The organism is Actinoallomurus spadix (genome assembly GCF_024055725.1).
Taxonomy (GTDB): domain Bacteria; phylum Actinomycetota; class Actinomycetes; order Streptosporangiales; family Streptosporangiaceae; genus Actinoallomurus; species Actinoallomurus spadix.
The window spans coordinates 1-24,257 of record NZ_JAMXMX010000016.1 but is presented as its reverse complement, the minus strand read 5'-3'; the positions used below and the strand labels follow the sequence as shown (position 1 = coordinate 24,257).

The window sequence follows — 24,257 nt, the reverse complement described above, 5'->3', positions numbered from 1 at the left end:
CATGAGCGTCCAGGAGAGCTGCCCGTGGTGCGGCAGCGAGGTGTTCGCCGGTGAGGCGTTCTGCGAGGCGTGCGGCCGGTCCCTGACCGAGGTCCCCGCCGCCGGGCACGGCCCGTCCCCGGAGGCGGCGCCCGCCGCCGGGGCCTGCGCGGAGTGCGGTTCGACGGCGTTCAGCGAGGACGGGTACTGCGAGCGGTGCGGCCTGTTGCGGCCCGGTGACCGGGACCACGTCGAGACGGAGGCGGGCGGCGCCGCCGGGGTGACCGACCGGGGCCTGCGGCACAGCCGCAACGAGGACGCGATGGCGCTGGCGGCGGTCGGCGGGGGCGTCGCGGCGGTCGTCTGCGACGGTGTGTCGAGCTCTCCCCTGCCGCAGGTCGCCTCCCAGACCGCCGCCGACGCGGGCCTGGCGGTGCTCACCGAGCGCCTCGGTGCGGGCGACGACCCCGAGAAGGCCACGCGCGCCGCGCTGGCGGGCGCCATCGAGGCGGTCACGGCGCTCGCCGGGTCACCGCACGACGCGCCCGCCTGCACCTACGTCTCGGCGTACGCCGGGCCGGCCGGCGTCACCCTGGGCTGGGTCGGGGACAGCCGCGCGTACTGGCTCGGCCGGGAGGCGCGGCGGCGGCTCACCACCGACGACTCCTGGGCCGCCGAGATGGTGGCGCACGGCGCGCTGACCGAGGCGGAGGCGCGGGTCCACCCGAACGCCCACGCCATCGTCGCCTGGCTCGGCGCGGACGCGGGCGAGGTCGAGCCGCACGTCACGACGTTCGTCCCGGAGGGGCCCGGCACGCTGCTGCTGTGCAGCGACGGGCTGTGGAACTACTACCCGGAGGCGGCGGACCTGGCCGCCGTCCTGCCGGACGCGGACCCGCTCACCGCGGCCCGCCATCTCGTACGCCTCGCGCTGGACGCCGGAGGTCGCGACAACATCACCGTCGTGGTGATCCCCTTGACGACACAGGAGCACGCGCAACATGAGTGAACAGCCGGACTTCAGCATCCGGATCGACCAGAACAAGTTCCTGCCGCAGGGCGGCCATGAGGTCCACGCGATCGTCACGGTGGAGTCGGCCGGGGCGCCGGTCGCCGCCACGGGCACGGGGACGTCCGCGGCCGAGGTCATCATCATCGATACCTCCGGGTCGATGGACTACCCGCGGAACAAGATGACCTCGGCGATCAAGGCGGCGCAGGCGGCGGTGGACACGCTGCGCGACGGGGTGAACTTCGCCATCGTGTCCGGGTCGAGCCGCGCCACGATGGTGTACCCGCGCGCCGAGGAGCTCATCCCCGCCGACGCGCACACCCGCGCGGAGGCCAAGGCCGCCCTGAGCCGGCTCACGGCGACGGGCGGCACCGCGATGGGCGCGTGGCTGACCCTCGCCGGGCGGCTGTTCGCCCGGCACCCGGACGGCATCCGGCACGCGATCCTGCTCACCGACGGGAAGAACCAGCACGAGTCGCCGGAGCAGCTCGACGCGGCGGTGGCCCAGGCGGTCGGCCGTTTCGTCTGCGACTGCCGCGGCGTCGGCACCGACTGGGAGGTCGCCGAGCTGCGGAAGGTCGCCTCCGCGCTGCTCGGCAGCCTGGACATGGTGGCGAGCCCGGAGGCCCTGGAGGCCGATTTCCGCGCGATGACCGAGGCCGCGATGGGCAAGGCCGTCGCGGACGTGGCGCTGCGGGTGTGGACGCCGCAGTACGCCAAGCTGCGGTTCGTCAAGCAGGTGCTGCCGAGCGTGGAGGACCTCACCGGGCGGCGGGCCGACGTCGACGAGCGGTCCGGCGACTACCCGCTCGGCGCGTGGGGCAGCGAGAGCCGCGACTACCACATCTGCGTCGAGGTGCCGGCCGGCGAGGTGGGCCGGGAGATGCGGGCGGCGTGGGTCAAGCTGATGCTCGGCGACCAGGTGGTGGCCAGCGGCAACGTGCTGGCCGAGTGGACCGACGACGAGGCGCAGTCGACCCGGATCAACCCGAAGGTCGCCCACTACACCGGCCAGGCCGAGCTCGCCGAGAACATCCAGGTCGGCCTGCAGGCCCGCAAGGACGGCGACCTGGACACCGCGACGGCGCGGCTGGGGCGGGCCGTCGCGCTGGCCCACCAGTCGGGCAACGAGGCGATCGCCTCGCTCCTCGGCAAGGTCGTCGACGTCGACGACCCGGCGACCGGCCGGGTACGCCTCAGGAAGGACGTCGACAAGGCCGACGAGATGTCCCTCGACACCCGTTCCACCAAGACCGTGCGCACGCGGCGGGGCGAGGGCTGAGCATGGCGATCTGTCCGGCCGGGCACAGCTCGACGGCCACCGACTACTGCGATGTGTGCGGCGCCCGCATCGACGGCGCGGCGTCCGCCCCTTCCGCGTCCGTCCCCTCCGGATCCGCCCCGGTCACCTCGCACCTCGGGACGCCCGCGCCCGGGACGCCCGCCTCCGGCGTGCGCGCGGCCGGCGAGGCCTGCCCTGACTGCGGCGCGCCCCGCACCGGGCGCTTCTGCGAGGACTGCGGGTACGACTACGCGGTCGGCGGCGGCCGGCCCACCCCGCGCCCCCCGGAGGCCGCGCCCCCGCCTTCCGCGCCCGCGCCACCTCCGCCCCCGGCGGCCGGGGACCCGGACGAGGAGGATCCGGTCACGCGCGACTGGGCGCCGCCGAAGGCGCCCCCGCCCGAACCGCCGGCGACCGACTGGGCGGCCGTCGTCATCGCGGACCGGGAGTACTACGACCGCGTCGTGACCGAGGACGAGGACTTCACGTTCCCGCCGTACTCCCCGTCCCGGCGCATCCCGCTCTCCGGCGAACAGGTGCTGATCGGGCGGCGGAGCGCGTCGCGCGGCATCACCCCGGAGATCGACCTGAGCGAGCCGCCCGCCGACCCCGGCGTCTCGCACACCCACGCCGTCCTGCTGGCCAAGCCCGACGGCAGCTGGACGCTGGTCGACCCCGGCTCCACGAACGGCACGACCGTCAACGAGGGCGATACGCCCATCCCCGTCAACGTGGAGGTGCCGCTGCGCGACGGCGACCGCGTGCACGTGGGCGTCTGGACCACCATCACGCTGCGGAGGCTGCGGTGACGATCACGACGACTCCCCCGTCCACCCCGGCTCGGCGGGGAGGACGGGTGACCGGGCGGCTGCGGATCCGCACGATGCCCGGCCGGATCCGCGCGCTGGCCGCGCTCGCGGCCCTCGCGGTGCTCGTCGTGCTCCTCGTCACCACGCTGACCGTACGGAACGCCCGTGACGGCCTGCGGGTCATCGGTCACGACGCCGGCCCGCAGGTGGTCGCCACCGGCGACCTGTACTTCGCGCTGAGCGACATGGACGCCCAGCTCGCCGACGCGCTGCTGATCGGCGGCGACGCCGGGCTGGCCGGCCGGCGTGCCGCGGCGCTGAAACTGTACGAGCAGCGCCGGTCCGAGGCGAACGGCGCGCTGCTGCAGGGTTCGCGACTGGCGGGCACCGACCCGACCGAGCAGCGCGACGCGCAGGCGATGCTGGACGCGCTCGGCCGGTACGAACGCCTGGCGGGCCAGGCGCTGCTCGCCGACGAGCAGTCGAGACACGCCGCGGGACCGCCGCCGGCCGCCGTCACCGCGCTGTACCGGCAGGCGACCGACCTGATGAAGCTGGACATCCTGCCGAAGGCGTACAACCTGACGCTGGACAACGGCACGAAGGTGCGCCGCACGTACGAGGCGAAGCGGTCGGCGGTGCTGCACGGCCGCGTCTGGGTGGCGCTCACGGGTCTGCTGCTCGTCGTCGTCCTCGTCGGCATGCAGATCTACTTCGCCACGCGCTTCCGCCGGATGCTCAACCCGGCGCTCGCCCTGGCGACGGTGGGCGCCCTCGTGCTCGCCGTGGTGAGCGTGGCACTCCTGAGCACCGAGGCCGGGCGCCTGCGGACCGCGAAGGAGGACGGGTTCGACTCGGTGCTGGCGCTGTCGCGGGCCCGGGCGATCAGCAACAGCGCCCACGCGGACGAGAGCCGCTACCTGCTCGACCCCGGGCGCGCCGACACGTACGAGCAGGTCTACCTGGACAAGTCCCAGACGATCCTCTACGTCCCCGCGGGCAACCTCGACACCTACTACTCGCTGGTCGACGAGAAGATCGGCGGCAGCGACTTCCTCGGCTTCTACGGAACCGAGGCGCACCACATCACGCTGCCCGGGCAGCAGGCGGCGCTGCGGAAGGTGCTGTCCGGATACCAGAAATTTCAGAACGACGACCGGACGATCCGGCTGGTCGCCACCGCCGGCGACCGCCGCAGGGCGCTCACCGCCAAGCTCGGCGGCGGGACGGAGGACTTCGACGCCTACGACAAGGCGCTGGTCGCCCTGAAGGACCTGCACGGCCGCGCCTTCGACCAGGCGATCGCCTCCGGCGACCACGGGCTCCGCGGGTGGAACGTCATCCTGCCCGGCGCCGCGATCGTCCTCATCATCCTCATCCTCGCCGGGGTCCGGCCGCGGCTGTCCGAGTACCGGTAAGGGAGCACGCAGATGCGACTACGTCGAATCGGCATCGCGGTCACGCTGTTGCTGGCGTCCGCCGGATGTGGGGTGGCGGGCGGAGCGACCGCGTCGGTCAGCGGCCGGGACCGCCTGGTCGTCGGCGTCGGCAAGGACCAGCCGGGCCTCGGCTTCCGCGACTCGAACGGCGCCTACAAGGGCTTCGACGTCGACGTGGCCCGCGACGTCGCGCGCCGGATCGGCGCCACGCACCTGACGTTCAAGCCGCTGACCAGCGGCGAGCGGGAGGCGGCGCTGCGCGGCGGGGACGTCGACATGGTCGTGTCGAGCTACTCGATCACGCAGCAGCGCAAGACGCAGGTGGCCTTCGCCGGGCCGTACTACGTCGCCCATCAGGACATCCTCGTACGCGGCGGGGAGACCGCGGTGCGGAACGTCCGTGACCTGCGCGGCAAGCGGCTGTGCCAGGTCGCCGGGTCGGTCTCCTGGCGCCGCGTGACCGAAGAGCGCAAGATCGACGCCCGGCTCGTGCCGGCCTCGACGTACGGCCAGTGCCTGGACGACCTCGTCTCCGGCACGGTCGACGCCATCTCCACCGACGACCTGATCCTCGCGGGCTTCGCCGCGCAGCGCGGGAACCAGGTGCGGTTCGTCAACGCGCCGTTCTCGGACGAGCGGTACGGCATCGGGCTCCGTCCCGGGGACGTCCGCGGCTGCGAGGACGTCAACAAGGCGATCACCGAGATGTACCAGGACGGCACGGCCGCGCGGCTGCTCAAACGGTGGTTCGGCTCGACGGGGCTGAACGTCACGACGACGGTCCCGCAGTTCGAGGGATGTGGCTGAACGGGACGGCGGCCGAACCAGGAGGACGACGGTTGAGCCGGGAAGACTGCGGGGCTGAAGAGGGAGAGCGGCCGCGGCCGAAGCGGAGGTCACCTCTCCCGGCGCGGGCCGGCGGCACACACGCCGCGGCACGACTCGCCTGACGAGTCGTGCTGCGGCGGAACGGGAACGCGCCCGGTTCCGGAGGCCGCCGCCGAACGGCGGCGGGTCAGCGCCGTGGGAGCGAGACGGCGCCCTTGAGACGAACGCCGGAGGTGGCAGGCGGCGGGATGGTGGCCGTCTCCTCCGTCGCGGCGACGGCGGCGACCGCGGATGCCGTTCCCACCGCCGGTTCGCCGTCGGCGAGCGGCTCCGGAGCGGAGCCGGACTGGGGCAGGAGACGGTCCTCGTACAGAATGGTCACCAGCACGGCGAAGGCCACCGCGGGCATGACGAGCAGCGCGGCCATGATCCTCACCCTTCCCGCGCCGGAACGCATCGGTGCGGCCTTCGTTCGCTCGCCCATCGGGTGGCGGTCATGGTTCGAGCCTCCTGTCTCGACGACCGGTCAGTGCCTCGGTGCGCCCTGCTTACCCGCGACGATGTGCCATTAACGCCCGATTTAGACCGATCCGAAAGTCGACGTCGTTCCCGCTGCGGCCGACCCGCTCCGACCACCCACGGCTACCCGTGAGTAACGTAGGCGGGGCGAGCCCTTCCTTCACCCGCAGAGGAGACGTAAGCCATGAAGACGCGTGAGGTGCACCTCGTGTCCCGCCCCCGCGGCTGGCCGGAGCCGGCGGACTTCGCGCTGGTGGAGCGGGAGCTGCCGGCTCCCGGCGACGGCGAGGTGCTGGTACGCAACCGCTTCATGTCCGTCGACCCGTACATGCGCGGGCGGATGAACGACGTGAAGTCCTACGTCCCGCCGTTCGGCCTGAACGAGGCCATGACCGGCGGCGCGATCGGCGAGGTCGTCGAGTCCCGCTCCCCCGGCCTGGAGCCGGGCGACCTCGTCCTGCACGACCTGGGCTGGCGGGAGCACGCGGTGGCACCCGCGAAACGGTTCCGCGCGGTGCGGCCGATCGACGGCGTGCCACCGTCGGCCTACCTCGGCGTCCTCGGCATGCCGGGACTGACGGCGTACGTCGGGCTGCTCGACATCGCCGGCCTCAAGGAGGGCGACACCGTCTTCGTGTCCGGCGCGGCCGGGGCCGTCGGCTCCCTCGTCGGCCAGATCGCCCGGCTCCGCGGGGCCGCCCGCGTCATCGGCAGCGCCGGATCGGACGAGAAGGTCGCCTACCTCACCGACCGGCTCGGCTTCGACGCCGTCAACTACCGGTCCGGCCCGGTGCGCCGGTTGCTGGCCGAGGCCGCGCCCGACGGCATCGACGTCTACTTCGACAATGTCGGAGGCGACCACCTCGAGGCGGCGATCGAGGCGTTCAACGACCACGGGCGGGCGGCCATCTGCGGCGCGATCTCGCAGTACAACGCCACCGAGCCACAGGCCACACCGCGCAACCTGGCCCTTGTGATCGGCAAGCGTCTCACCCTGCGGGGCTTCATCGTCAGCGACCACTCCGCCAGGTTCGGGGACTTCGTCCGCGAGGTCGGCGGCTGGCTGGCGGAGGGGCGGATCGAGTTCGACGAGACGGTGTTCGAGGGCCTCGACCACGCCGTCGATGCGTTCCTGGCCATGCTCCGTGGCCGGAACACCGGCAAGATGATCGTCCGGCTGTAGCCGGACCGACCCGCCGGGCCCCGGTCGCCCGGGGTCCGGCGGGATGTCACGGTGCCGCCCCGGCCGGACGGCCGGGGCCCCAGGCCCGGCGGACGGGCGCCGGCCGGGCCAGACGGACGCCACGCCCGCCGGGCCGGGCGGACGTCGCGTCGGCCGGGCCGGGCACGGCCGGGTCAGGCGGCGCGCGGCCGGAGGAGGACCACGGTGACCGCCAGGGCGACCAGCACGAAGACCGTGCCGACCGTGAACGCGACGTTCACGCCGTGGGTCAGGCCGCCGTGCCGGAGCGCCGGCCCGTACACCGCGACCAGCACGGCCATCCCCAGCGCGCCGCCGACCTGCTGCGCGGTCTGCAGCGTGCCGGACGCCGCGCCGGAGTCCTCGCGCCGCACTCCCGCCAGGACGGTCGCGGTGATCGGCAGGAAGACCAGGCCGGCGCCCAGCCCGAAGAGGAGCATCGGCCCGAGCACCCCCGGCGCGTACCCGCTGTGCGCGGACAGCCGGGTGAGCCACACCAGCCCCACCGCGATGAGTGGCAGGCCGGCGAACAGGAGCCGCCGCGGGCCGACCCGTGGCATCAACCGCGGCGTGGTCCGCGCCATGACGAACAGCAGCCCCGACATCGGCAGGAACGCCACGCCCGCCTTCAGCGGACTGAAGCCCAGGACGTTCTGCAGGAACTGGACGATGAAGAAGAACATCCCGAACATCGCCGCGGCCAGCAGGAGCATGATCAGGTAGGAACCGGCGCGCGGCCCGTCGGCGAACAGCCGCAGGGGGATGACCGGCTGCTCCGCCCGCGTCTCCACGACGACGAACGCGCCGAGGAGCAGGACGCCGCCGGTGAAGGCCGCCAGGGTCACGCCGTCGCCCCAGCCCGCGTCGGCCGCGCGGATGAAGCCGTACACCAGCGCGACCATGCCGGTGACGACCGTCACGGCGCCCGCGACGTCGAGGCGTCCGCGGTGCCGCTCGGTCTCCCGGAGGATCCGCGGGGCGAGGAACAGGACGACGGCGCCGACCGGGACGTTGATGAACAGCACCCAGCGCCACGACGCCCAGTCGGTGAGCAGGCCGCCCAGGACGAGGCCGATGGAGGCGCCGGCCGATGAGGTCGCCGAGAACACCCCGAGCGCCCGGTTGCGCTCCGGTCCCTCCTGGAAGTTCGTGGCGATGAGCGCGAGCGCGCTGGGCGCGGCCAGGGCGGCGCCGACGCCCTGGGCGGTACGGGTGGCGAGCAGCCACGCGGCGGATCCGGAGAACCCGCCGAGCAGGGATGCGAGGGTGAACAGCGCGATGCCGGCGATGAACGTCCGCCGTCGCCCGAGGATGTCACCGGCCCGGCCTCCGAGGAGGAGCAGCCCGCCGAACGCGAGCGAGTAGGCGTTGGTCACCCACGACAGGCCGGTCGCGGAGAAGTGGAGGCTGTGCTGGATCTTCGGAAGGGCGACGAACATGACGCTCGCGTCGAGGACCACCATCAACTGGCAGGCCACGATGACGGCGAGCGACAGTCCGGGGTGGTGTGTTCGCCGCCGCTCGGGGTCGAGCGGCGGGTCACCCATCTGGACGGTCTGCTGGGACATGGGTCGTAGACTCCTCGTGCAGGAAGGGTTACGGCCGTCCCCCGAAGTGGCTGTCGGGATCGGCCGCGTCTAACCGGAGGGTGCCTCCGCAACAATACGGAGGTAGCCTCCGGTTGGCAACCGCGCTTTTGGAGGGGCGATGTCGACGACCACCGGGCAGCGTCCGATGCGGGCCGACGCGCGCCGCAACTACGAGCGGCTGCTCGCCGAGGCCAAGGTCTCCTTCCGCGAGCACGGCGCGGACGCGTCACTGGAGGAGATCGCCCGGCGCGCGGGCGTCGGGATCGGCACGCTCTACCGCCACTTCCCCACCCGGCTGGCCCTCCAGGAGGCCGTCTACCGCGACGAGATGGACCAGCTCGCGGCCAAGGCGTACGAGCTCGCCGAGACCGCTCCCCCCGAGGAGGGGCTGGCGGCCTGGATCCTGACCATCTCGGAGTACGCCTGCCGGAAGCGCGGGCTCACCCAGACCCTGAAGGCCGTCATCGACCTGCACTCGGAGACGTTCATCCGCTGTCACGAGGACATCGAGCGGGCCGCCGGGACGGTCCTGACCCGCGCCCAGGAGGCGGGCACCGCCCGGCCAGACCTCCGCCCACGCGACGTACTGCGCCTGGCCCATGCCCTCTCCGTGGCGAGCGAACGGGCTCCGGAGGACACCGAGCTGCTGCTCTCCTTCATCATGGACGGCCTGCGCCCCCGCCCCTGACCCGTCTCACCGTCCGTGCCGCTGCCGGGGCCCGACACGGAGTGATCCACGGCATATCGGGCTCCCTGTGGGAATTCCCCCGGCTTGCGAGCCGGTTGCCTCCAATCGGATCCGCGCCCGCCGCGGCGCGCCGACGGAGAGAGGTGCCATGCCCGCGACGGCGAGCGAGACCATCGAGGCCGCGCCGGCTCAGGCCGGCCGGCTCCGGCTGGCCCTCATCCTCGGGGCGCTCAGCGCCATCGGCCCCCTGTCGATCGACATGTACCTGCCGGCCCTGCCGAAGCTGACCCACGACCTGTCGGCCGGGCCGTCGCTCGTCCAGCTCACCCTGACCGCCTGCCTGGTGGGCCTCGCCGTCGGTCAGGTCGTCGCCGGGCCGCTCAGCGACGCCTGGGGGCGGCGCCGGCCGCTCCTCGCCGGCGTGGTCCTGTACACGCTCGCCTCGCTGCTCTGCGCGGTCGCCCCCAGCGTGCCGATGCTGATCGCGCTGCGCCTGGTCCAGGGCGCGGCGGGCGCCGCGGCCATCGTGATCGCCCGCGCCATCGTCCGCGACCTGTACGACGGGGCGGAGGCCGCCCGGTTCTTCTCCCTGCTGATGCTGGTCAACGGTGTCGCGCCGATCGCGGCGCCCGTCATCGGCGGGCAACTGCTGCGCCTGACGTCGTGGCGCGGGGTGTTCGTGCTCATCGCGGTCATCGGCGCGCTCATGGTCGCCGCCACGTGGGGCGGGCTGCGCGAGACCCTCCCGCCGGGCGCGCGCCACACCGGCGGGCCGGGTTCGACGCTCCGGACGTTCGCGGGGCTGTTCGGGGATCGCGTCTTCGTCGGCTACGCCCTGTCGGGCGGCCTGGCCTTCGCCGCGATGTTCGCCTACATCTCCGGGTCGCCGTTCGTCGTCCAGGACATCTACGGCCTGTCCCCCCAGGCGTTCAGCCTGATCTTCGCGGTGAACGCCCTGGGCATCGTGGCGGCCGGCCAGGTCAGCGGGCGGCTGGTCGGCCGGGTGCGGCTGCGAACCCTGCTCACCGCGGGACTGGTCATGTCCCTGGCGGGCGGCCTGGCCCTCGTCGTGGCGATCGAGGCCGGCCTCGGCCTGCCGGGCGTGCTGCCCGCGCTGTTCCTCGTCGTGTCCGCGATCGGGCTCATCACGCCGAACGCCACCGCCCTCGCCCTGACCGGCCGCCCGCCCGCCGTAGCGGGCAGCGCCTCCGCGCTGGTCGGTCTCGGGCAGTTCGTGATCGGCGGGGTCGCGGCGCCGCTCGTCGGCGTCGCCGGCTCCGGCACCGCCGTCCCGATGGGCGCGGTCATCGCGGCCCTGACCGCCGCCGCGTTCCTCTCCTACGTGACCCTCACCCGGGGACATCGACCGATCGGTTGATGTCCGGGATCCACCGGAGCCGTACCCGACCGGTCGATCCGCGGGCACCCCGCCGCGGGCCATCCTCGGAGTCCGTCACCACGGAAACGAGGAATGAGAGGCCATGCCGGTCATCGACGTCAGGAATCTGCACAAGCGGTACGGAGCGAAGGTCGCGGTCGAGGACGTGTCCTTCGCCGTGGAGGAAGGGGAGATCTTCGGCGTCCTCGGGCCCAACGGCGCGGGCAAGACCACCACGGTCGAGTGCCTCGCGGGGCTGCGCGCCGCCGACCGGGGCACCGTCTCGGTGCTCGGGCTCGACCCCCGCCGGGACCGCGCCGAGCTGACCCGCCGGCTCGGCGTCCAGCTCCAGGCGAGCCGGCTGCCGGACAAGATGAAGGTCCGCGAGGCCGTGGAGCTGTACGCCTCCTTCTACGACCGGCCCGCCGCCCCCGGACGGCTGATCGAGGAGCTCGGCCTCGCCGACCAGCGGGACACGCGCTTCGGCCGGCTGTCGGGCGGCCAGCAGCAGCGGGTGTCGATCGCGCTCGCGCTGGTCGGCGACCCGCGGATCGCGGTCCTGGACGAGCTGACCACCGGCCTGGACCCGCAGGCGCGCCGCGACACCTGGCGGCTGATCGAGGACGTACGCGACCGGGGCGTCACGATCGTGCTCGTCACCCACTTCATGGAGGAGGCCGAGCGCCTCTGCGACCGGCTCGCCATCATCGACGCCGGCCGGGTGGTCGCCATCGACACGCCCTCGGGCCTGGTGGCACGGGTCAGCCCCGAGCAGCGGGTACGGTTCCGGCCCTCCGCGCCGCTGGACGACCACCTGCTGCGGGACCTGCCCGAGGTACGGACCGTGACCAGGACGGGCGGGCAAGTGGTGGTCACCGGCACTGACGGCCTCCTGCAGGCGCTCACCTCGGTCCTGGCCCGCAACCACATCATCGCCGCCGACCTGCGCGTCGAGCAGAGCAGCCTCGACGACGCGTTCGTCGCGCTGACCGGCCGCACCCTCGACTGACCGGCCGCACCCTCGACCGACCCGCCACACCCTCGACCGACCCGCCACACCCTCGACCGACCGGCTCACCTGGGAGACCCCCATGCTCGCCAAGCTCACCTACCTGGAGCTGAAGCTCCTCGCCCGCGAGATCATCGTGCCCGCGGTGGTCCTGCTGCTGCCGCTCGCGCTGCTGCTCGGATTCGGGTTCCAGCCCGGCGCGAACAAGGCCCAGCACGACCTCGGCGGCCAGACGGCCCCCGAGTACATGGCCGCGCTGGGCGTGGGGATCGCGGTGACGATCCTCGGCCTGTCCATCCTGCCCACCACGCTCGCCGGATACCGGGAGAAGGGGGTGCTGCGCCGGATGGCGACGACCCCGGTTCGTCCCGCGTACCTGCTGATGGTCCAGCTCCTCATCTACGTCGCCATGGCGATCGCCGCCGTCACCATACTGATCGTCACCGCCCGAATCCTGTTCGGCACTCCCGTGCCCGAGCGGTTCCCCGCGTTCCTCGCGGCGTTCGTCCTCGGGATGGGCGCGCTGTTCGGGATCGGGCTGGTCATCGCCGCCGTCGCGCCGAGTTCCAAGGCGGGCACCGGAATCGGCATGCTGCTGTTCTTCCCGAGCCTCTTCCTGGGCGGCGTGTACATCCCCCGCGAGCAGATGCCCGGCGCCCTTCGCGCCGTCGGTGACTACACGCCGCTGGGCGCGACGCTCAAGACGATGCGGGACGCCTGGATGGGCAGTGAGCCCCGCCTCGTCCAACTCGCCATAATGGCCGCGTACGCGCCCGCCGCCGGGCTCGTGGCCGCCAAGACCTTCCGCTGGGAGTAGACGATGGCAGTGCTCTCGGACGGCCTCGACCGGCCCTCGGGCGGCCTCGACCGACGCGAGGCGATCCTGCTCCGGGTCATCCCGTACGGGGCACTCGCCGTCTCCACGGTCCTCGTGCTGCTCGCCGACGCGAAGACGCCCGCCCAGGTCTGGGCGACGCTGGGCCTGGCGGCGGCCGCCGCCGCGTGGATGCTGATCGTCGCCCTGCCCGGCACGTCCGGTCCGGGGCCGCGGCTGGGCGGCTTCTACTACGCCGGCCAGCTCGTGCTGTTCGCGCTGCTGATCCTGCGAAGTCCGCTGTTCGGCCTGTTCGGCTGGACGGGCTACGTGCAGGTGGTCTACCTGCGGGGGCGCTGGAAGCAGGCCGGTGTGGTGGCGACGGCGCTGATCGTCTCCGTCACCTACATCGGCGGCTTCCAGTCATTCCGCGCCGCGACCGTCCCGGTCTACCTGATCCTCGCCGTGGCCACGGGTGCCGTCGGCATGCTGTTCACGGTCCTCGAGATGAGACGCCGGGCGATCCTCGATCGGCTGGCCGAGGCCAACGCCTCGCTCAAGGTGGCGCTGGAGGAGAACGCCGGGCTGCACGCCCAGCTGCTGATCCAGGCGCGCGAGGCCGGCGTGCTGGACGAGCGCCAGCGCATGGCCCGCGAGATCCACGACACCCTCGCCCAGGGCCTCACCGGGATCGTCGCTCAGCTGGAGGCCGCCCGGCAGAACCCCACCGAGTGGCGGCGGTACGCGGACCAGGCGCAGGCGCTGGCCCGGGAGAACCTCGCGGAGGCGCGCCGCTCGGTCCAGGCCCTCCGCTCGCCGCACCTGGAGAACGCCCGGCTGCCGGAGGCCATCACGGGGCTGAGCGAACGCTGGGCGACCACCTCCGGTGTCCCCGTCGGCGTCGAGGTCACCGGGGAGGCCCGGCCCATGCTCCCCGATGTGGAGGTCGCGCTGTTCCGCGTCGCGCAGGAGGCGCTCACCAACGTCGCCAAGCACGCCGGCGCGTCGCGGGTCGGCCTGACCCTGTCCTACCTCGACGACGTCGTGCTGCTGGACGTCCGCGACGACGGCGTCGGCTTCGACCCGGCGGCCGGCGGGCCGGGCTTCGGGCTGACCTCGATGCGGCAGCGGCTGCTCCGGGTGGCCGGCCGGCTGGAGGTCGAGAGCAGTCCCGGCGAGGGCACCGCGATCAACGCGACCGTCCCCGCCCTGGCCGCGGGAGCGCACCTGTGATCCGCCTGCTGATCGTCGATGACCACCCGATCGTCCGGGACGGCCTGCGCGGGGTGTTCGCCGGCGACCCGGACTTCACGGTGACCGGCGAGGCGGCCAACGGAGCCGAGGCGCTCGCGCTGGCCGACGGCGCCGACGTCGTCCTCATGGACCTGCGCATGCCGGAGATGAGTGGCGTCGAGGCGATCACCCGGCTCCGCGAGACCCATCCCGGCGTGCGGGTCCTCGTCCTCACCACCTTCGACACCGACAGCGACGTGCTGCCCGCCATCGAGGCGGGGGCCACCGGCTACCTGCTGAAGGACGCCCCGCGCGAGGACCTGATCCGAGCCGTCCGCGCGGCGCACCGCGGCGAATCGGTGCTGTCCCCGTCCGTCGCGGGCCGCCTGATGGGACGGGTGCGAGGCCCCTCCCCCGGCGCGCTCAGCAAGCGGGAACGCGAGGTGCTCGCCCTCGTCGCCGACGGCACCACCAACCGGGAAGTGGCGCGCCGGCTCTTCGTCAGCGAGGCGACCATCAAGACCCACCTGCTGCACATCTACGACAAGCTCGGCGTCAGGGACCGCGCCGCCGCCGTCGCCAAGGCCTACGAACGCGGTCTCCTCCCGTGACGCGAGCCGGGCGAGACGGCGGCGGTCCGTGACCTACCGCGCGCCCGCCCCGGTCAGTGAGCGTACGGACAGCTCGGTGTAGCGCTCCGGATCCGTTCCGTCCCGGCCGAGGAATGTGCCGGCAACCGCGCACAGGAACCCGAACGGGATGGAGACCAGGCCGGGGTTGTCGAGCGGGAACCAGTGGAAGTCGACGCCTCTCGGGAACAGCGACAGGCTCTGCCCGGTGACCGGGTCGACCTTCCCCGACACCACCGGAGAGAAGGCGACGAGCACGATCGAGGCCGCCAGCCCGCCGTAGATCCCGGCCACCGTCCCCGCGGCGTTGAACCGGCGCCAGAAGAGGGCGAAGACGATCGCCGGGAGGTTCGCCGACGCGGCCATCGCGAAGGCGAGCGCGACCAGGAACGCGACGTTCAGGTGCTTGGCGAAGACGGCCAGCACGATGGCGACCGAGCCGATGAGGAACGCGGCGAACCGCGCCACCGCCACCTCCTGCCGCTCGCGCGGCCGCCCCAGCATCAGCACGTTGCCGAAGTAGTCGTGCGCCAGGGACGTGGCCGAGGCCATGACCAGTCCGGCGACCACCGCCAGGATCGTCGCGAACGCCACCGAGGCGACGAACGCGAGCATGACGTCCCCGCCGATCCGCCCCGCGACGTGCCGGCCGAGCTCGCGGGCCAGCAGTGGCGCGGCCGTGTTGCCCGCCGGATCGTGGGCGAGGATCTCCCGCCGCCCGACCAGCGCGGTGGCGCCGAAGCCCAGCGCGATCGTCATCAGGTAGAACGCGCCGACCAGGCCGATCGCCCAGTTCACGGAGGTGCGCGCGGCCCGGGCGTCCTTGACGGTGTAGAAGCGCGTGACGACGTGCGGCAGACCGGCCGTGCCAAGGACGAGGGCGAGTGCCAGGCTCACGAAGTCGAGCTTGTTGAACAGCGTCCGCGACGAGTGCCCGGTGACCTCCCTGCCGTACTTCAGGCCGGGTTCGAGGAAGGCGTGCCCCTTGCCGCTCGCCCCGGCGGCCGCGCCGAGCAGCCGGCTGAGGTCGAAGCCGAACCGGCCGAGGACGAGCACCGTCATCAGCGTCGCGCCGAACATCAGCAGCGCCGCCTTGACGATCTGCACCCAGGTCGTGCCCTTCATCCCCCCGAAGGTGACGTAGCAGATCATCAGCGCGCCGACCACGACGATCGTCATGACCTCGGCGGTGTTCGCGGACATGCCGAGGAACGTGGCCCCCGGCCGCACGCCGAGGAGGAGGGCGATGAGCGCGCCTGCCCCGACCATCTGCGCGATGAGGTAGAAGACCGACACCGTGACCGTGGACACGGCCGCGGCGATCCGCACGGAGGACTGCCGGCGGACCCGCTGGGCGAGCACGTCGGCCATCGTGAAGCGGCCGGTGTTGCGCATCAACTCCACGATCAGCAGCGCCGGCAGCCAGGCGACGAGGAACCCGATGGAGTACAGGAAGCCGTCGTAGCCGGACAGCGAGATGATCCCGGCGATGCCGAGGAAGGACGCCGCGGACATGTAGTCGCCCGCGAGCGCCAGGCCGTTCTGCGGGCCGGAGAACACCCGGCCGCCCGCGTAGAAGTCGTCCGCCCCGTCGGTGTGCATCCGGGCCCAGACCGTGATGGCCAGGGTCACGCAGACGAGCGCGAGGAACAGGCCGAACGTGATGGTCCGGCCGTTCCCGGCGAGAGAGGCCGCGCCGGCGAGCGTCATCGCGTCCCTCCCGCCGACCGATGCCACGAGGGCGGCGGGCCCGGATCGGCGGGCAGCGGCATCCCGTCCGGAGGTGTCGGCCCGAGGTACGGCGTGGTCCCGCCCCGGGGTTCCGCCGCCGCGTACGACACCGTCCCGTCCGGCGGCGTGGGGCCCAGGTAAGGCCGCTCGTCGCCGGACCCGGTGCCGTACGGCGGGATGGCCGAGCCCGCCGCACGGCGGAGCGCCTCGTCGACGCGCTCCTCGGCGTCGGCGAGGATCTGCGCGGCCAGCGGGTCGAGGGCCGCGCGGGCGTAGCGGGTGTAGCGCCAGGCGAGCACGAACGCCGCGACGAACTGCAGCACTCCGGCCACGAGCGCGACGTTGATGTTCCCGAACAGCCGGTACGCCATGACGTCACGGGCGAAGGCCGCGGCGAGGACGTAGAGCAGGTACCACCCGAGGAACGTCAAGAGCACAATGAGCGCTAACCTGCGGAATCTCCCTTTCAGAATGGCGAACCTTTCATCATGCCTTATCGCCACAAATCGGGCGCGATCTCGCGGATTCGTGCTGCGACGCGGCGATGGCCGTGACCCGGTGACCACCAGGCGCCCCTCTCTACTCGACCGTGACCGTACGCGGTCCTCCCACTGCGCTATGAGATCAGACCAGCCCACGTCACATTCACCACTTCGCAGATATTCGTCCGGGGAAAAATCGGGCTCCCCGGCGAGGACCACCGGGGAGCCCCGCATTCAGGAGCGGGCCGGCCGGCCACGGCGCGCCAGCGCGGTCAGCGCGAGGAGCAGCGCCGGAGCCGCCGCCGCGGCGAAGCACCACCCGAGCGGCAACCGGCCGACCAGCTGGCCGACCGCCGCCGCACCGGCCGAGGAGCCCGTGTTGAACGCGGTGTTGACCCAGGTGCCCGCCCGCGTACGGCCGCCGGGTGCCGCGGACTCCTCCGCGAGCAGGTACGCCGTCGTCAGCGCGGGCGCGACGAACAGCCCCGCCACCCCGGCGACCGCCGACAGGACGTACAGGTCCGGCGCCGCGCCGGCGACCGCGAGCGGCGCCGCGACGGCGGCGGTCAGCAGCGGAAGCCGCACCCGCGCCGGCACCCGCCAGGACAGCGACCCGTAGGCCAGGCCGCCGGCCGCGCTGCCGACGGAGAGCGCCGCCTCGGCCCACGCGGCGCCGGCGGCCTCGTGGCGACGGGCGGCGAAGGCGACCACGAGCAGGCCGAGCGCGCCCAGGCACATGCCGATCCCCGCCGCCAGGACGACGGGCCGCCCGAGCCCGCCGAAGGAGCCCGCCCGGGGCCGCGGCACGGGATCGTCCCCGGCCGCCGCGGCTTCGCGGGTCCGGGACCGGGCCACCGGAGAGGAGACGAGGGCGAGGGTCCCGGTGAGGACGAGCCCCGCGCTGACGGCGACGCCCACGGCCGGGTCGAGGAGCGCGGCGAACAGGCCCGCCAGCAGCGGCCCCGTCACGAACAGCAGCTCCTCCGCGACGGTGTCCAGGCTGTACGCGCGCTGCAGCAGCCGCCGGTCGGGCAGCAGGTCGCTCCACAGCGTGCGCATGACCGGGCCGAGCGGCGGCGGGAACCCGCCCGCCGCGAAGGCCAGGACGGCGACCGCGGCGGCGGGCACGTCATGCCGCGCGGTGACGAGGGCGAGGGCCGCCAGCAGCAACGCGTAGGCGACCGCCATCGGCGGCAGGGCACGCCGGGGCCCGTACCGGTCGATCAGCCGGGCACGCACCGGGGACAGCACCGAGACGGCGAGCCCGAACAGCGCGACCGCCGCGCCGGCCATGGCGTACGAACCGGTCGCGCCGGCCACCGCCAGCGTCAGGGACAGCGAGACCATGCCGTACGAGAGGCGGCCCAGCAGCGCGGCGCCGAAGGTGCGCCGAGCGTGCGGGGCGCGCAGGACGGCGGCGTACGAGAGGGAGGGAGAAGACACGGGAACGTTCCTCGAGAAGACCGGCGCGCGTGGGAGTCGGCGCCGGGAGCGTCAGAGACACCGGAGGACCGCGCGACGACGCGCGGCCGAGAGCGGTGTCTAGACACGGGGAACGATCATGCCGCCACTTTAGCGCCCCGTGGCGGCGGCCGCCGCTCGCAGTTCCGCGCCGAGGGTCTCCGTCGCCCCGGCAACGAGGATCCTCGGCGGCGGCCGCCTGATGCGTCAGCGGCGGCGGGGGTTGGCCTTCCTCGTCGGCTCCGCCGTTGACGGATCCTCGGGCCAGGGGTGGCGGGGGTAGCGGCCGCGCAGTTCGGCGCGGACGGCGCGGTAGCCCTCACGCCAGAAGGAGGCCAGGTCGGCGGTGACGGCTGCGGGACGGCCTGCGGGCGACAGCAGGTGGACGAGCAGCGGCACCCCGGCGACGCGCGGCGTCTCGGTCCATCCGAACAGCTCCTGCAGCTTCGCGGCCAGCACCGGCCGCTCGCCGGAGTAGTCGATCCGGATCCGCGATCCGCTCGGCACGGTGACGCGCTCGGGGGCGACCTCGTCGAGCCGGGCGGCGCACTCCCACGGCAGCAGGCCGCGCAGGAGCGCGGTCACGTCGACGCGCGCCAGGTCGGCGCGGCTTCGAGCGCCGCTCGCGGCGAGGTCGAGGGAGCCGCGCAGCGCGTCGTCGTCCACGGCCGGCCACGGCGGGCCGAGCACGCGGTGGCAGAACGCCAGCCGGGCGCGCAGGTCCTCCGCCTCGCGGGTCCACGTCAGCAGGCCGAGTCCCTCGCGGCGGAGGCCCTCGCGCAGCGCCGCACGTACGAGGCCGGGGTCCGGATCCGGCAGGGGTACGGCCGACAGTTCGATCGCGCCGAGCCGTTCGACGCGGCGCGCGACGACGTCGCCGCGCCAGGCGACCTCCTCTTCCACCACCGCGCCGACCGCCAGGCGGGCCGTCTCCTCGTCGATGGGCACCGCCTGGCGGATCCGCGCGGCCGGGGCGCCCGCGGGCCGGTCGGCGACGGCGATGGCCAGCCACTCGGCGCCGCCGAGCGCGGAGCCCCGGGCGGGTTCGGCGGCGGTCCCGGACGCCATCAGGTACCCGCCGCCCGTACGGGCGCGGGCGACCCGCTCGGGGAAGGCGAGGGCGACCACGACGCCCGCGGTCGTCTCGTCGTCCGGCCCGGAGTCGGCGGCGCCGGGGACGGCGCGCCGCAGCCGGCGCGCCTCGTCCCGCCACCGCGGGTCACCCCGCAGGCCGCGCCACTGCCGGACGAGGTCCTCGTCCGCGCGCTGCTGGTCGGACAGCACCGCGACCACCTCGGCGGCCCGCGCGCCGACGTGCTCGGCCCCGTCGAGGAGGGCGCGGGCCAGGCGGGGGTGGACGCCGGCGCGGGCCATCCTCCGGCCCCGTCCGGTGACCCGGCCGTCGTCGCCGACGGCGCCGATCGCGCGCAGCGTCTCGCGGGCGGCGCGCATCGCGGCGGGCGGCGGGGCGTCCAGCAGCGCCAGGCCGGTCGCGCCCGGGTCGCCCCAGCAGGCCGCCTCCAGCGCGAACCCGGTCAGGTCGGCGAGCGCGATCTCCGGCCGCGGGCGCTCGGGCAGCCGGTGGTGCTCGGCCTGCGACCAGCAGCGGTACACCGTTCCCGGCGCCTCCCGCCCGGCGCGCCCGGCGCGCTGGTCGGCGGCGGCCCGCGACGCCCGTACGGTGGTCAGCGCGCCGAGCCCGCGCGCGTGGTCGGTGCGGGGCTCCCGGGAGAGGCCGGCGTCCACGACGACGCGGACGCCCGGCACGGTCAGGCTCGACTCGGCGATCGACGTGGCCAGGACGACGCGCCGCCCGCCGTCCGGGCCGCGCAGGACCTCGTCCTGCACGTCGGCGGGGGCGCGGCCGTGCAGCCGCAGCACGCGCTGGTCGCCGAGTGCGCGTGCGACCCGGTCGATCTCGGCGGCGCCGGGCAGGAAGCACAGGACGTCGCCGTCCCGCTCGGCCAGCGCCCGGCGGACCGTGGCCGCGACGTGGTCGAGCAGCGCGGGGTCGACGGACAGGCCGTGCGGCGGGCGTACGGGGCGGGGCGGCGGCGCCCAGACCACCTCGACCGGGTGCGCGGCGCCGTCCGCGGCGACCACCGGGGCGCCGCCCATGAGCTCCGCCCACGGCCCGGTGTCGGCGGTCGCGGACGCCGCGACGAGCCCGAGGTCGGGGCGCAGCGTCGCGCGGACGTCGAGGAGGAACGCGAACGCGGTGTCGGCGTCGAGGTGCCGCTCGTGACACTCGTCGAGGATGACGACGTCGGCGCGCACGTCGGGGTCGTGCTGCAGGCGGCGCAGCAGCACACCGGTCGTGACGACCTCGACCGCACTGCCCGGCCTGCGCTCGCCGCGGATGGCGTACCCGACCCGTTCGCCGACCGGCTCGCCGAGCATCCAGGCCATGCGGCGGGCGGCGGCGCGCGCGGCGAGCCGGCGGGGCTCGGCCACGATGACCCGGCGACCCGTCTCCGCCAGCGCGAGCGGGATGAAGGTGGTCTTCCCGGTCCCCGGCGGCGCGGCCAGCACCGCCGTCCCGGCGGAGTCGAGGGCGGCGCGCAATTCCGGCAGGGCGGTGGCGACGGGCAGGTCGGGCGAACGCACCCCACCAGTGTGGCGGACCCGCGCGGACCGCCCGTCAGGCCGGGCTCTCGATCCAAGCGCGGGCTGCCGCGTTCCGACCACCACTGGAATCGAGGGTCTACCTTCTCGGACATTGATCATCAGGGAGAATTTCGTCGGGTAGCGCTTGACCTGGGCATCCGCCGCGACGACCTCGCCGCCGCTCGGTGGGACAAGGCGCTGACCGTGACCAATCTCGAGGCCCCGTGACCGAGCCGAAGTCCAGACTTAGCTGACGAATTTCAGGCGCATGACACTAGGGTCCTGTGCGGCGGCGGTGACCGGTCCTGTCGGTCGCCTTGATCAGGCTTGCCGGAGCCGATGGTGCCCGCCACACCTGGATCAGGTGCTCCTCTCCGGTACCGGCGTCCCTGCCTCGGACGCTCACCCGGACTCGGTACATGCACGTGGACGGTTGCACCGGGTCGAACTCGAACAGGATGACGGCCTCGCGTTCGGGCGCTGCGGCGCGGAGCGTGCGGCCAAGGGGCGGATCTTCCCCAACGGGGTCGGTGGTCCAGAAGACCCATGAGTATTCGGCGACGTCGTCCCACGGGCCGGTGTCCAGCGGCGGACATCCGCGCAGCAGTTCAGCGGTCAGGCTGATGGTGCCCTCACGGGTGCCGGTGAGGATGAGCGAGCGCACGGCGAGCCCGTTGCCTTCGTCGATCCAGGCGTCGTAGTCGAGCCGGTTTCCCAGAACCGGGGTCGAGTCCGGGATTTTCGTGTTCATCGCGCCGAACAGCCAGTAACACCCCAGCGCGCCGACTTCGACCCTGACGTCGCGGCGTTCCGGAGCCGATGGCTGCGCAGGCGCGGGGAAGGCGTCGCCGACATTCGCGCTGATGTGATCGCGAAGCCGCCGCGTACGGCGGGAATCCTTCGGGTGTCGATCTTCGAACTGGAAAGCCCAAACGTCCAGCGAGCCGAAGAGCAGGGACCAGCGCTCCGGCGTCATGGACACCGTGGTCAGGGTTTCGCCCGGGACGTCGACGCCGGGGACGCTGATCGCTCTCCAGAGCTCGTCCATCATGGCGTCGCACTCGTCGGCCTCCGATTGGTGACCGTTTTCGCGTAGAGATTGCCCCGCATTGTCCAAATGACCGACTAGAGTGTTGCACTCTGTGACGGTAAGTTCTACTGGATGCAGCTTACTCATATGCTCATTCCACTCGAATCAGGCTGACCGTCCGGCGAAGCGAGGTACTGACCGCGGATACGGTGGCCGAGCCAGGAAAGCCTGGGCGGCGAGATGGCCATGTCCTCCTGGAATCTTGACAGTTCCAGAGTACGCAGACAGGGTGCGCGTCAGGCCGGGTTCCCGCCGTCCTCGTGCAGGGCGTGGCGGGCGAGGACGATCTCGACGAGGTCGAGGGGCCGGGAGGTCGAACGGCCGGAGATCCGTTCGAGGTGGCGCAGCCGGTTGAGCACCGTGTTGGGGTGGCAGTACAGGCGCCGTGCCGCCTCGGTGGCCGACCCGCCGCACTCCAGCCAGGCGTCCAGCGTCTCCAGCAACAGCCCGCGCTTGGCCGGGTCGAGCGCGGTCAGGCCGTCGAGGACCGAACGCCGGAGGTGCTCGGCCAGCTCCGGCTGGGAGACCACGAGCGCCGCCGGCAGCCGCCGATCGAGGCGGGCCACCTCCTGGCGCGGTGACCGGCAGGTGCGCAGCGCGAGCTCGGCGAGCCAGCGGGCGTGGCCCAGGTCGGCGGGCGAGTCGACGACCGGGCTCAGGCCGACGTGGTGGCAGGCGTGCGCGCGCAGCACCTCGGCCAGGTCGTCCAGGTCCGCGTCGCCGAGGTCGGCCACGGCGATCCGGGCATCGGCGCGCAGGCGCCACAGGAACCGGATCCCGCCGGCCGTCTCGGGGCGGCCGGCGACGGGGCGGCTCAGCGCGTCGTCCTGCCGGAGCACCGCCACGGCGAACCGGCCGCGCGCCGGCAGGCCGAGGACGGTCGTGGCGGCCGCGAGCAGCCGTCCGTCCGCGCCACGGCCCTCCAGCAGCGCGTCGACGACCGCCTGCACCTGCTCCTCGTCGCGCCGCAGCAGTTCGAACTCGGTGCGGCGGTACGCCTCCGCGGCGACGCTCGACTGCTGGTCGATCGTCTGCCAGACCCGTACGGCGTGGTGGGCCAGGGCGGGTAGCTGGTCGGGGTCGTGCTGCGCGGCGACCTCGACGAGCGACTCCCAGAAGACCCGGCCCGCCAGCCGGTAGGAGCGCAGGAGCTGGTCGAGGGGCAGTCCCTGCTCGGCCCGGCGCCGGCCGAGTTCGCGGGCCCAGTGCAGGTCGGGCCGCCGGCCCGGGTCGAGGATCGCCTCGATGCCGTGCCGCAGGCCGGTGTGGCAGGCGTCCCACAGGTCGTCGGTCAGGCCGGCGGGCCGCAGCGCGCCGTCGCCGCTGAGGATCTCGGCGGTCAGCCGGTCGGCGAGGTCGGGCAGCCGCTCGACGAGCCGCGACGCCGCTCTGCGCGCCGGCGCGCCCGCCGTACGGCCGGTCGTGACGGCACGGGCGTCCACACGTCACCTCCGGGGCCGGTGATCGCTCATGGTCCCACCGCGGGCGCACGGCCGCCAGCGTCCCGCCGCCCCGGCGGTCTGCTCTGTGGCCGGGCACAGGCGGGCCGCCCGCGCGTTGTGCCGTCGCCCTCGTTACGGAAGCCGCACTGGACGTATCGCCGGAAGCCTGCTGCCGTTAAGGCGCGAACGTCCCTTTTCCGGGAGGAACCCTCGTGTTGCATGGGCGGGAACGTGAGCTCGCGGTCGTGGAGGAGACCCTGAGCCGCGTACGCGATGGGAAGAGCGCGGCGCTGGTGATCGTCGGGGAGGCCGGGACGGGGCGGACGGCCCTGCTCGAGCACGTGCTCGGCCGGGCCTCGGCGTCGTTCCGGACCCTGGGTACGTCCGGTTTCGAGCAGGAGACGGCGTTACCGTACGCGGGTCTGCACAAGCTGCTGTGGCCGATCTCCGGCCGGATCGGCGGGCTGCCACCGGCCCAGGCGGCCGCGCTGGCCCCGGTCACCGGGGAGGACGCGGCTCCGGCGGCCGAGCCGTTCGTCCTGGGCACGGCGGTGCACCGGCTGCTGACGGACGCCGCGGGCGACGGCCCGGTGCTGTGCTGGGTGGACGACGCCCACCTCCTGGACCGCGTCTCCCTGAACGCCCTGGCCTTCGCCGCGCGCCGGCCCGGTGACCACCCGCTCGCCATGCTGCTCACCGCGGTCCCGGAGGCGCCCGCCGCGCCGGCCCCCTTGGCCGGCGTCCCGTCGCTGCGGCTCGGTCCGCTGGGTGACCGGGCGGCCCGGGCCGTGCTGGAGGACCTCCTCGGCACCGGGCCGGGCGCGGACCTGACGGCGGACCTCGCCGACCTGGCCGCCGGCAACCCCCTGGCCCTGTCCGAGCTCGCCGCCGCCCTGACGCCGGACCAGCTGGCCGGCGTGGCGCCGCCGCCGGCGGCGCTGCCCGTCCACAGCCGCCTGCGCGCCTCCCACCGCCGGCGCTACCGCGCCCTGCCACCCGACGCGCGGCGGGTCGTGCTGCTGGTGGCCTGCGACG

Annotated in this window: 21 protein-coding genes; 13 read left to right on the top strand and 8 right to left on the bottom strand. The window is 73.8% G+C overall.

Annotation, left to right across the window (positions count from 1 at the left end):
- Position 1 precedes the first annotated feature (1 nt).
- The 5 genes from NE235_RS23230 to NE235_RS23210 are packed head-to-tail and all read left to right on the top strand — an operon-like array spanning position 2 to position 5,328.
- Positions 2 to 988 carry a PP2C family protein-serine/threonine phosphatase gene (locus NE235_RS23230; RefSeq protein WP_252806424.1) on the top strand — a complete coding sequence of 329 codons (987 nt, stop codon included), beginning with the start codon at positions 2 to 4 and terminating at the stop codon, positions 986 to 988.
- Positions 981 to 2,273 carry a vWA domain-containing protein gene (locus NE235_RS23225; protein ID WP_252806422.1) on the top strand — a complete coding sequence of 431 codons (1,293 nt, stop codon included), beginning with the start codon at positions 981 to 983 and terminating at the stop codon, positions 2,271 to 2,273. Before NE235_RS23230 ends, NE235_RS23225 begins: the two co-directional genes overlap by 8 nt.
- A gap of 2 nt (positions 2,274 to 2,275) precedes the next feature.
- On the top strand, positions 2,276 to 3,082 hold the full coding sequence (locus NE235_RS23220; protein WP_252806421.1) for an FHA domain-containing protein: 807 nt from the start codon (positions 2,276 to 2,278) through the stop codon (positions 3,080 to 3,082).
- Positions 3,079 to 4,500, top strand: a complete 1,422-nt coding sequence (locus NE235_RS23215) for a hypothetical protein (RefSeq protein WP_252806419.1) — start codon at positions 3,079 to 3,081, stop codon at positions 4,498 to 4,500. Before NE235_RS23220 ends, NE235_RS23215 begins: the two co-directional genes overlap by 4 nt.
- 12 nt (positions 4,501 to 4,512) lie before the next feature.
- Entirely contained in the window at positions 4,513 to 5,328 is an 816-nt protein-coding gene (locus NE235_RS23210; protein ID WP_252806417.1) for a glutamate ABC transporter substrate-binding protein, read from the top strand.
- 208 nt (positions 5,329 to 5,536) lie between these two features.
- Here NE235_RS23210 and NE235_RS23205 read toward each other — a convergent pair whose 3' ends face one another.
- On the bottom strand, positions 5,537 to 5,776 hold the full coding sequence (locus NE235_RS23205) for a hypothetical protein (protein ID WP_252806415.1): 240 nt from the start codon (positions 5,774 to 5,776) through the stop codon (positions 5,537 to 5,539).
- A gap of 276 nt (positions 5,777 to 6,052) precedes the next feature.
- On the opposite strand from NE235_RS23205, the gene NE235_RS23200 reads away from it, so the two are divergent.
- Positions 6,053 to 7,051 carry an NADP-dependent oxidoreductase gene (locus NE235_RS23200; protein WP_252806413.1) on the top strand — a complete coding sequence of 333 codons (999 nt, stop codon included), beginning with the start codon at positions 6,053 to 6,055 and terminating at the stop codon, positions 7,049 to 7,051.
- Positions 7,052 to 7,224: 173 nt separating this feature from the next.
- On the opposite strand, the gene NE235_RS23195 is transcribed toward NE235_RS23200, so the two are convergent.
- Positions 7,225 to 8,637: an MFS transporter gene (locus NE235_RS23195; RefSeq protein ID WP_252806412.1), complete on the bottom strand. Its 1,413-nt coding sequence runs from the start codon at positions 8,635 to 8,637 to the stop codon at positions 7,225 to 7,227.
- A gap of 139 nt (positions 8,638 to 8,776) precedes the next feature.
- Here NE235_RS23195 and NE235_RS23190 point away from each other — a divergent pair, with 139 nt between their 5' ends.
- The 6 genes from NE235_RS23190 to NE235_RS23165 all read left to right on the top strand — a co-directional run bounded on the left by NE235_RS23190 (position 8,777) and on the right by NE235_RS23165 (position 14,391).
- A complete protein-coding gene (locus NE235_RS23190) occupies positions 8,777 to 9,346 on the top strand; it encodes a TetR/AcrR family transcriptional regulator (protein ID WP_252806409.1) in 570 nt (189 codons plus the stop codon).
- Positions 9,347 to 9,494: 148 nt separating this feature from the next.
- The gene (locus tag NE235_RS23185) at positions 9,495 to 10,724 is read left to right on the top strand and encodes a Bcr/CflA family multidrug efflux MFS transporter (RefSeq protein ID WP_252806407.1); all 1,230 of its coding nucleotides are present in this window, start codon (positions 9,495 to 9,497) and stop codon (positions 10,722 to 10,724) included.
- A gap of 103 nt (positions 10,725 to 10,827) precedes the next feature.
- Complete coding sequence (locus NE235_RS23180; RefSeq protein WP_252806405.1) at positions 10,828 to 11,733, top strand: ABC transporter ATP-binding protein; 906 nt, start codon at positions 10,828 to 10,830, stop codon at positions 11,731 to 11,733.
- 82 nt (positions 11,734 to 11,815) lie between these two features.
- On the top strand, positions 11,816 to 12,550 hold the full coding sequence (locus tag NE235_RS23175) for an ABC transporter permease (protein WP_252806403.1): 735 nt from the start codon (positions 11,816 to 11,818) through the stop codon (positions 12,548 to 12,550).
- 3 nt (positions 12,551 to 12,553) lie between these two features.
- The gene (locus NE235_RS23170; RefSeq protein ID WP_252806401.1) at positions 12,554 to 13,780 is read left to right on the top strand and encodes a sensor histidine kinase; all 1,227 of its coding nucleotides are present in this window, start codon (positions 12,554 to 12,556) and stop codon (positions 13,778 to 13,780) included.
- Positions 13,777 to 14,391 (top strand): response regulator, encoded by a 615-nt coding sequence (locus tag NE235_RS23165; RefSeq protein WP_252806399.1) that lies wholly within the window; start codon positions 13,777 to 13,779, stop codon positions 14,389 to 14,391. Before NE235_RS23170 ends, NE235_RS23165 begins: the two co-directional genes overlap by 4 nt.
- 33 nt (positions 14,392 to 14,424) lie before the next feature.
- Here the strand turns inward: NE235_RS23165 and NE235_RS23160 are convergent, their stop codons facing one another.
- From NE235_RS23160 to NE235_RS38305, 6 genes are all read right to left on the bottom strand, one after another.
- Positions 14,425 to 16,119, bottom strand: coding sequence for a solute symporter family protein (locus NE235_RS23160; RefSeq protein WP_252806397.1), 1,695 nt, complete (start codon positions 16,117 to 16,119; stop codon positions 14,425 to 14,427).
- The gene (locus NE235_RS37615; RefSeq protein ID WP_289849080.1) at positions 16,116 to 16,856 is read right to left on the bottom strand and encodes a DUF485 domain-containing protein; all 741 of its coding nucleotides are present in this window, start codon (positions 16,854 to 16,856) and stop codon (positions 16,116 to 16,118) included. Before NE235_RS37615 ends, NE235_RS23160 begins: the two co-directional genes overlap by 4 nt.
- Positions 16,857 to 18,065, bottom strand: a complete 1,209-nt coding sequence (locus NE235_RS23150; RefSeq protein WP_252806393.1) for an MFS transporter — start codon at positions 18,063 to 18,065, stop codon at positions 16,857 to 16,859.
- A gap of 225 nt (positions 18,066 to 18,290) precedes the next feature.
- On the bottom strand, positions 18,291 to 20,690 hold the full coding sequence (gene hrpB, locus NE235_RS23145; RefSeq protein WP_252806391.1) for an ATP-dependent helicase HrpB: 2,400 nt from the start codon (positions 20,688 to 20,690) through the stop codon (positions 18,291 to 18,293).
- A 274-nt stretch (positions 20,691 to 20,964) separates the two neighbouring features.
- Positions 20,965 to 21,741 carry a hypothetical protein gene (locus NE235_RS23140; protein ID WP_252806389.1) on the bottom strand — a complete coding sequence of 259 codons (777 nt, stop codon included), beginning with the start codon at positions 21,739 to 21,741 and terminating at the stop codon, positions 20,965 to 20,967.
- Positions 21,742 to 22,016: 275 nt separating this feature from the next.
- Complete coding sequence (locus NE235_RS38305; protein WP_252806387.1) at positions 22,017 to 23,222, bottom strand: PucR family transcriptional regulator; 1,206 nt, start codon at positions 23,220 to 23,222, stop codon at positions 22,017 to 22,019.
- A gap of 212 nt (positions 23,223 to 23,434) precedes the next feature.
- On the opposite strand from NE235_RS38305, the gene NE235_RS23130 reads away from it, so the two are divergent.
- Positions 23,435 to 24,257, top strand: an 823-nt coding sequence (locus NE235_RS23130; protein WP_252806385.1) for an AAA family ATPase, incomplete at its 3' end; no start/stop codon positions are given.

Excerpts from the sequence above, each read along its gene's own strand:
- NE235_RS23160 (WP_252806397.1), bottom strand. The coding sequence starts at position 16,119 with ATGACGCTCGCCGGCGCGGCCTCTCTCGCCGGGAACGGCCGGACCATC.
- NE235_RS37615 (WP_289849080.1), bottom strand. The coding sequence starts at position 16,856 with ATGCGGGGCTCCCCGGTGGTCCTCGCCGGGGAGCCCGATTTTTCCCCG.
- NE235_RS23170 (WP_252806401.1), top strand. The coding sequence starts at position 12,554 with ATGGCAGTGCTCTCGGACGGCCTCGACCGGCCCTCGGGCGGCCTCGAC.
- NE235_RS23185 (WP_252806407.1), top strand. The coding sequence starts at position 9,495 with ATGCCCGCGACGGCGAGCGAGACCATCGAGGCCGCGCCGGCTCAGGCC.
- NE235_RS23175 (WP_252806403.1), top strand. The coding sequence starts at position 11,816 with ATGCTCGCCAAGCTCACCTACCTGGAGCTGAAGCTCCTCGCCCGCGAG.
- NE235_RS23180 (WP_252806405.1), top strand. The coding sequence starts at position 10,828 with ATGCCGGTCATCGACGTCAGGAATCTGCACAAGCGGTACGGAGCGAAG.
- NE235_RS23205 (WP_252806415.1), bottom strand. The coding sequence starts at position 5,776 with ATGGCCGCGCTGCTCGTCATGCCCGCGGTGGCCTTCGCCGTGCTGGTG.
- NE235_RS23230 (WP_252806424.1), top strand. The coding sequence starts at position 2 with ATGAGCGTCCAGGAGAGCTGCCCGTGGTGCGGCAGCGAGGTGTTCGCC.
- NE235_RS23190 (WP_252806409.1), top strand. The coding sequence starts at position 8,777 with ATGTCGACGACCACCGGGCAGCGTCCGATGCGGGCCGACGCGCGCCGC.
- NE235_RS23220 (WP_252806421.1), top strand. The coding sequence starts at position 2,276 with ATGGCGATCTGTCCGGCCGGGCACAGCTCGACGGCCACCGACTACTGC.
- NE235_RS23195 (WP_252806412.1), bottom strand. The coding sequence starts at position 8,637 with ATGTCCCAGCAGACCGTCCAGATGGGTGACCCGCCGCTCGACCCCGAG.
- NE235_RS23200 (WP_252806413.1), top strand. The coding sequence starts at position 6,053 with ATGAAGACGCGTGAGGTGCACCTCGTGTCCCGCCCCCGCGGCTGGCCG.
- NE235_RS23210 (WP_252806417.1), top strand. The coding sequence starts at position 4,513 with ATGCGACTACGTCGAATCGGCATCGCGGTCACGCTGTTGCTGGCGTCC.
- NE235_RS23225 (WP_252806422.1), top strand. The coding sequence starts at position 981 with ATGAGTGAACAGCCGGACTTCAGCATCCGGATCGACCAGAACAAGTTC.
- NE235_RS23140 (WP_252806389.1), bottom strand. The coding sequence starts at position 21,741 with ATGATGGACGAGCTCTGGAGAGCGATCAGCGTCCCCGGCGTCGACGTC.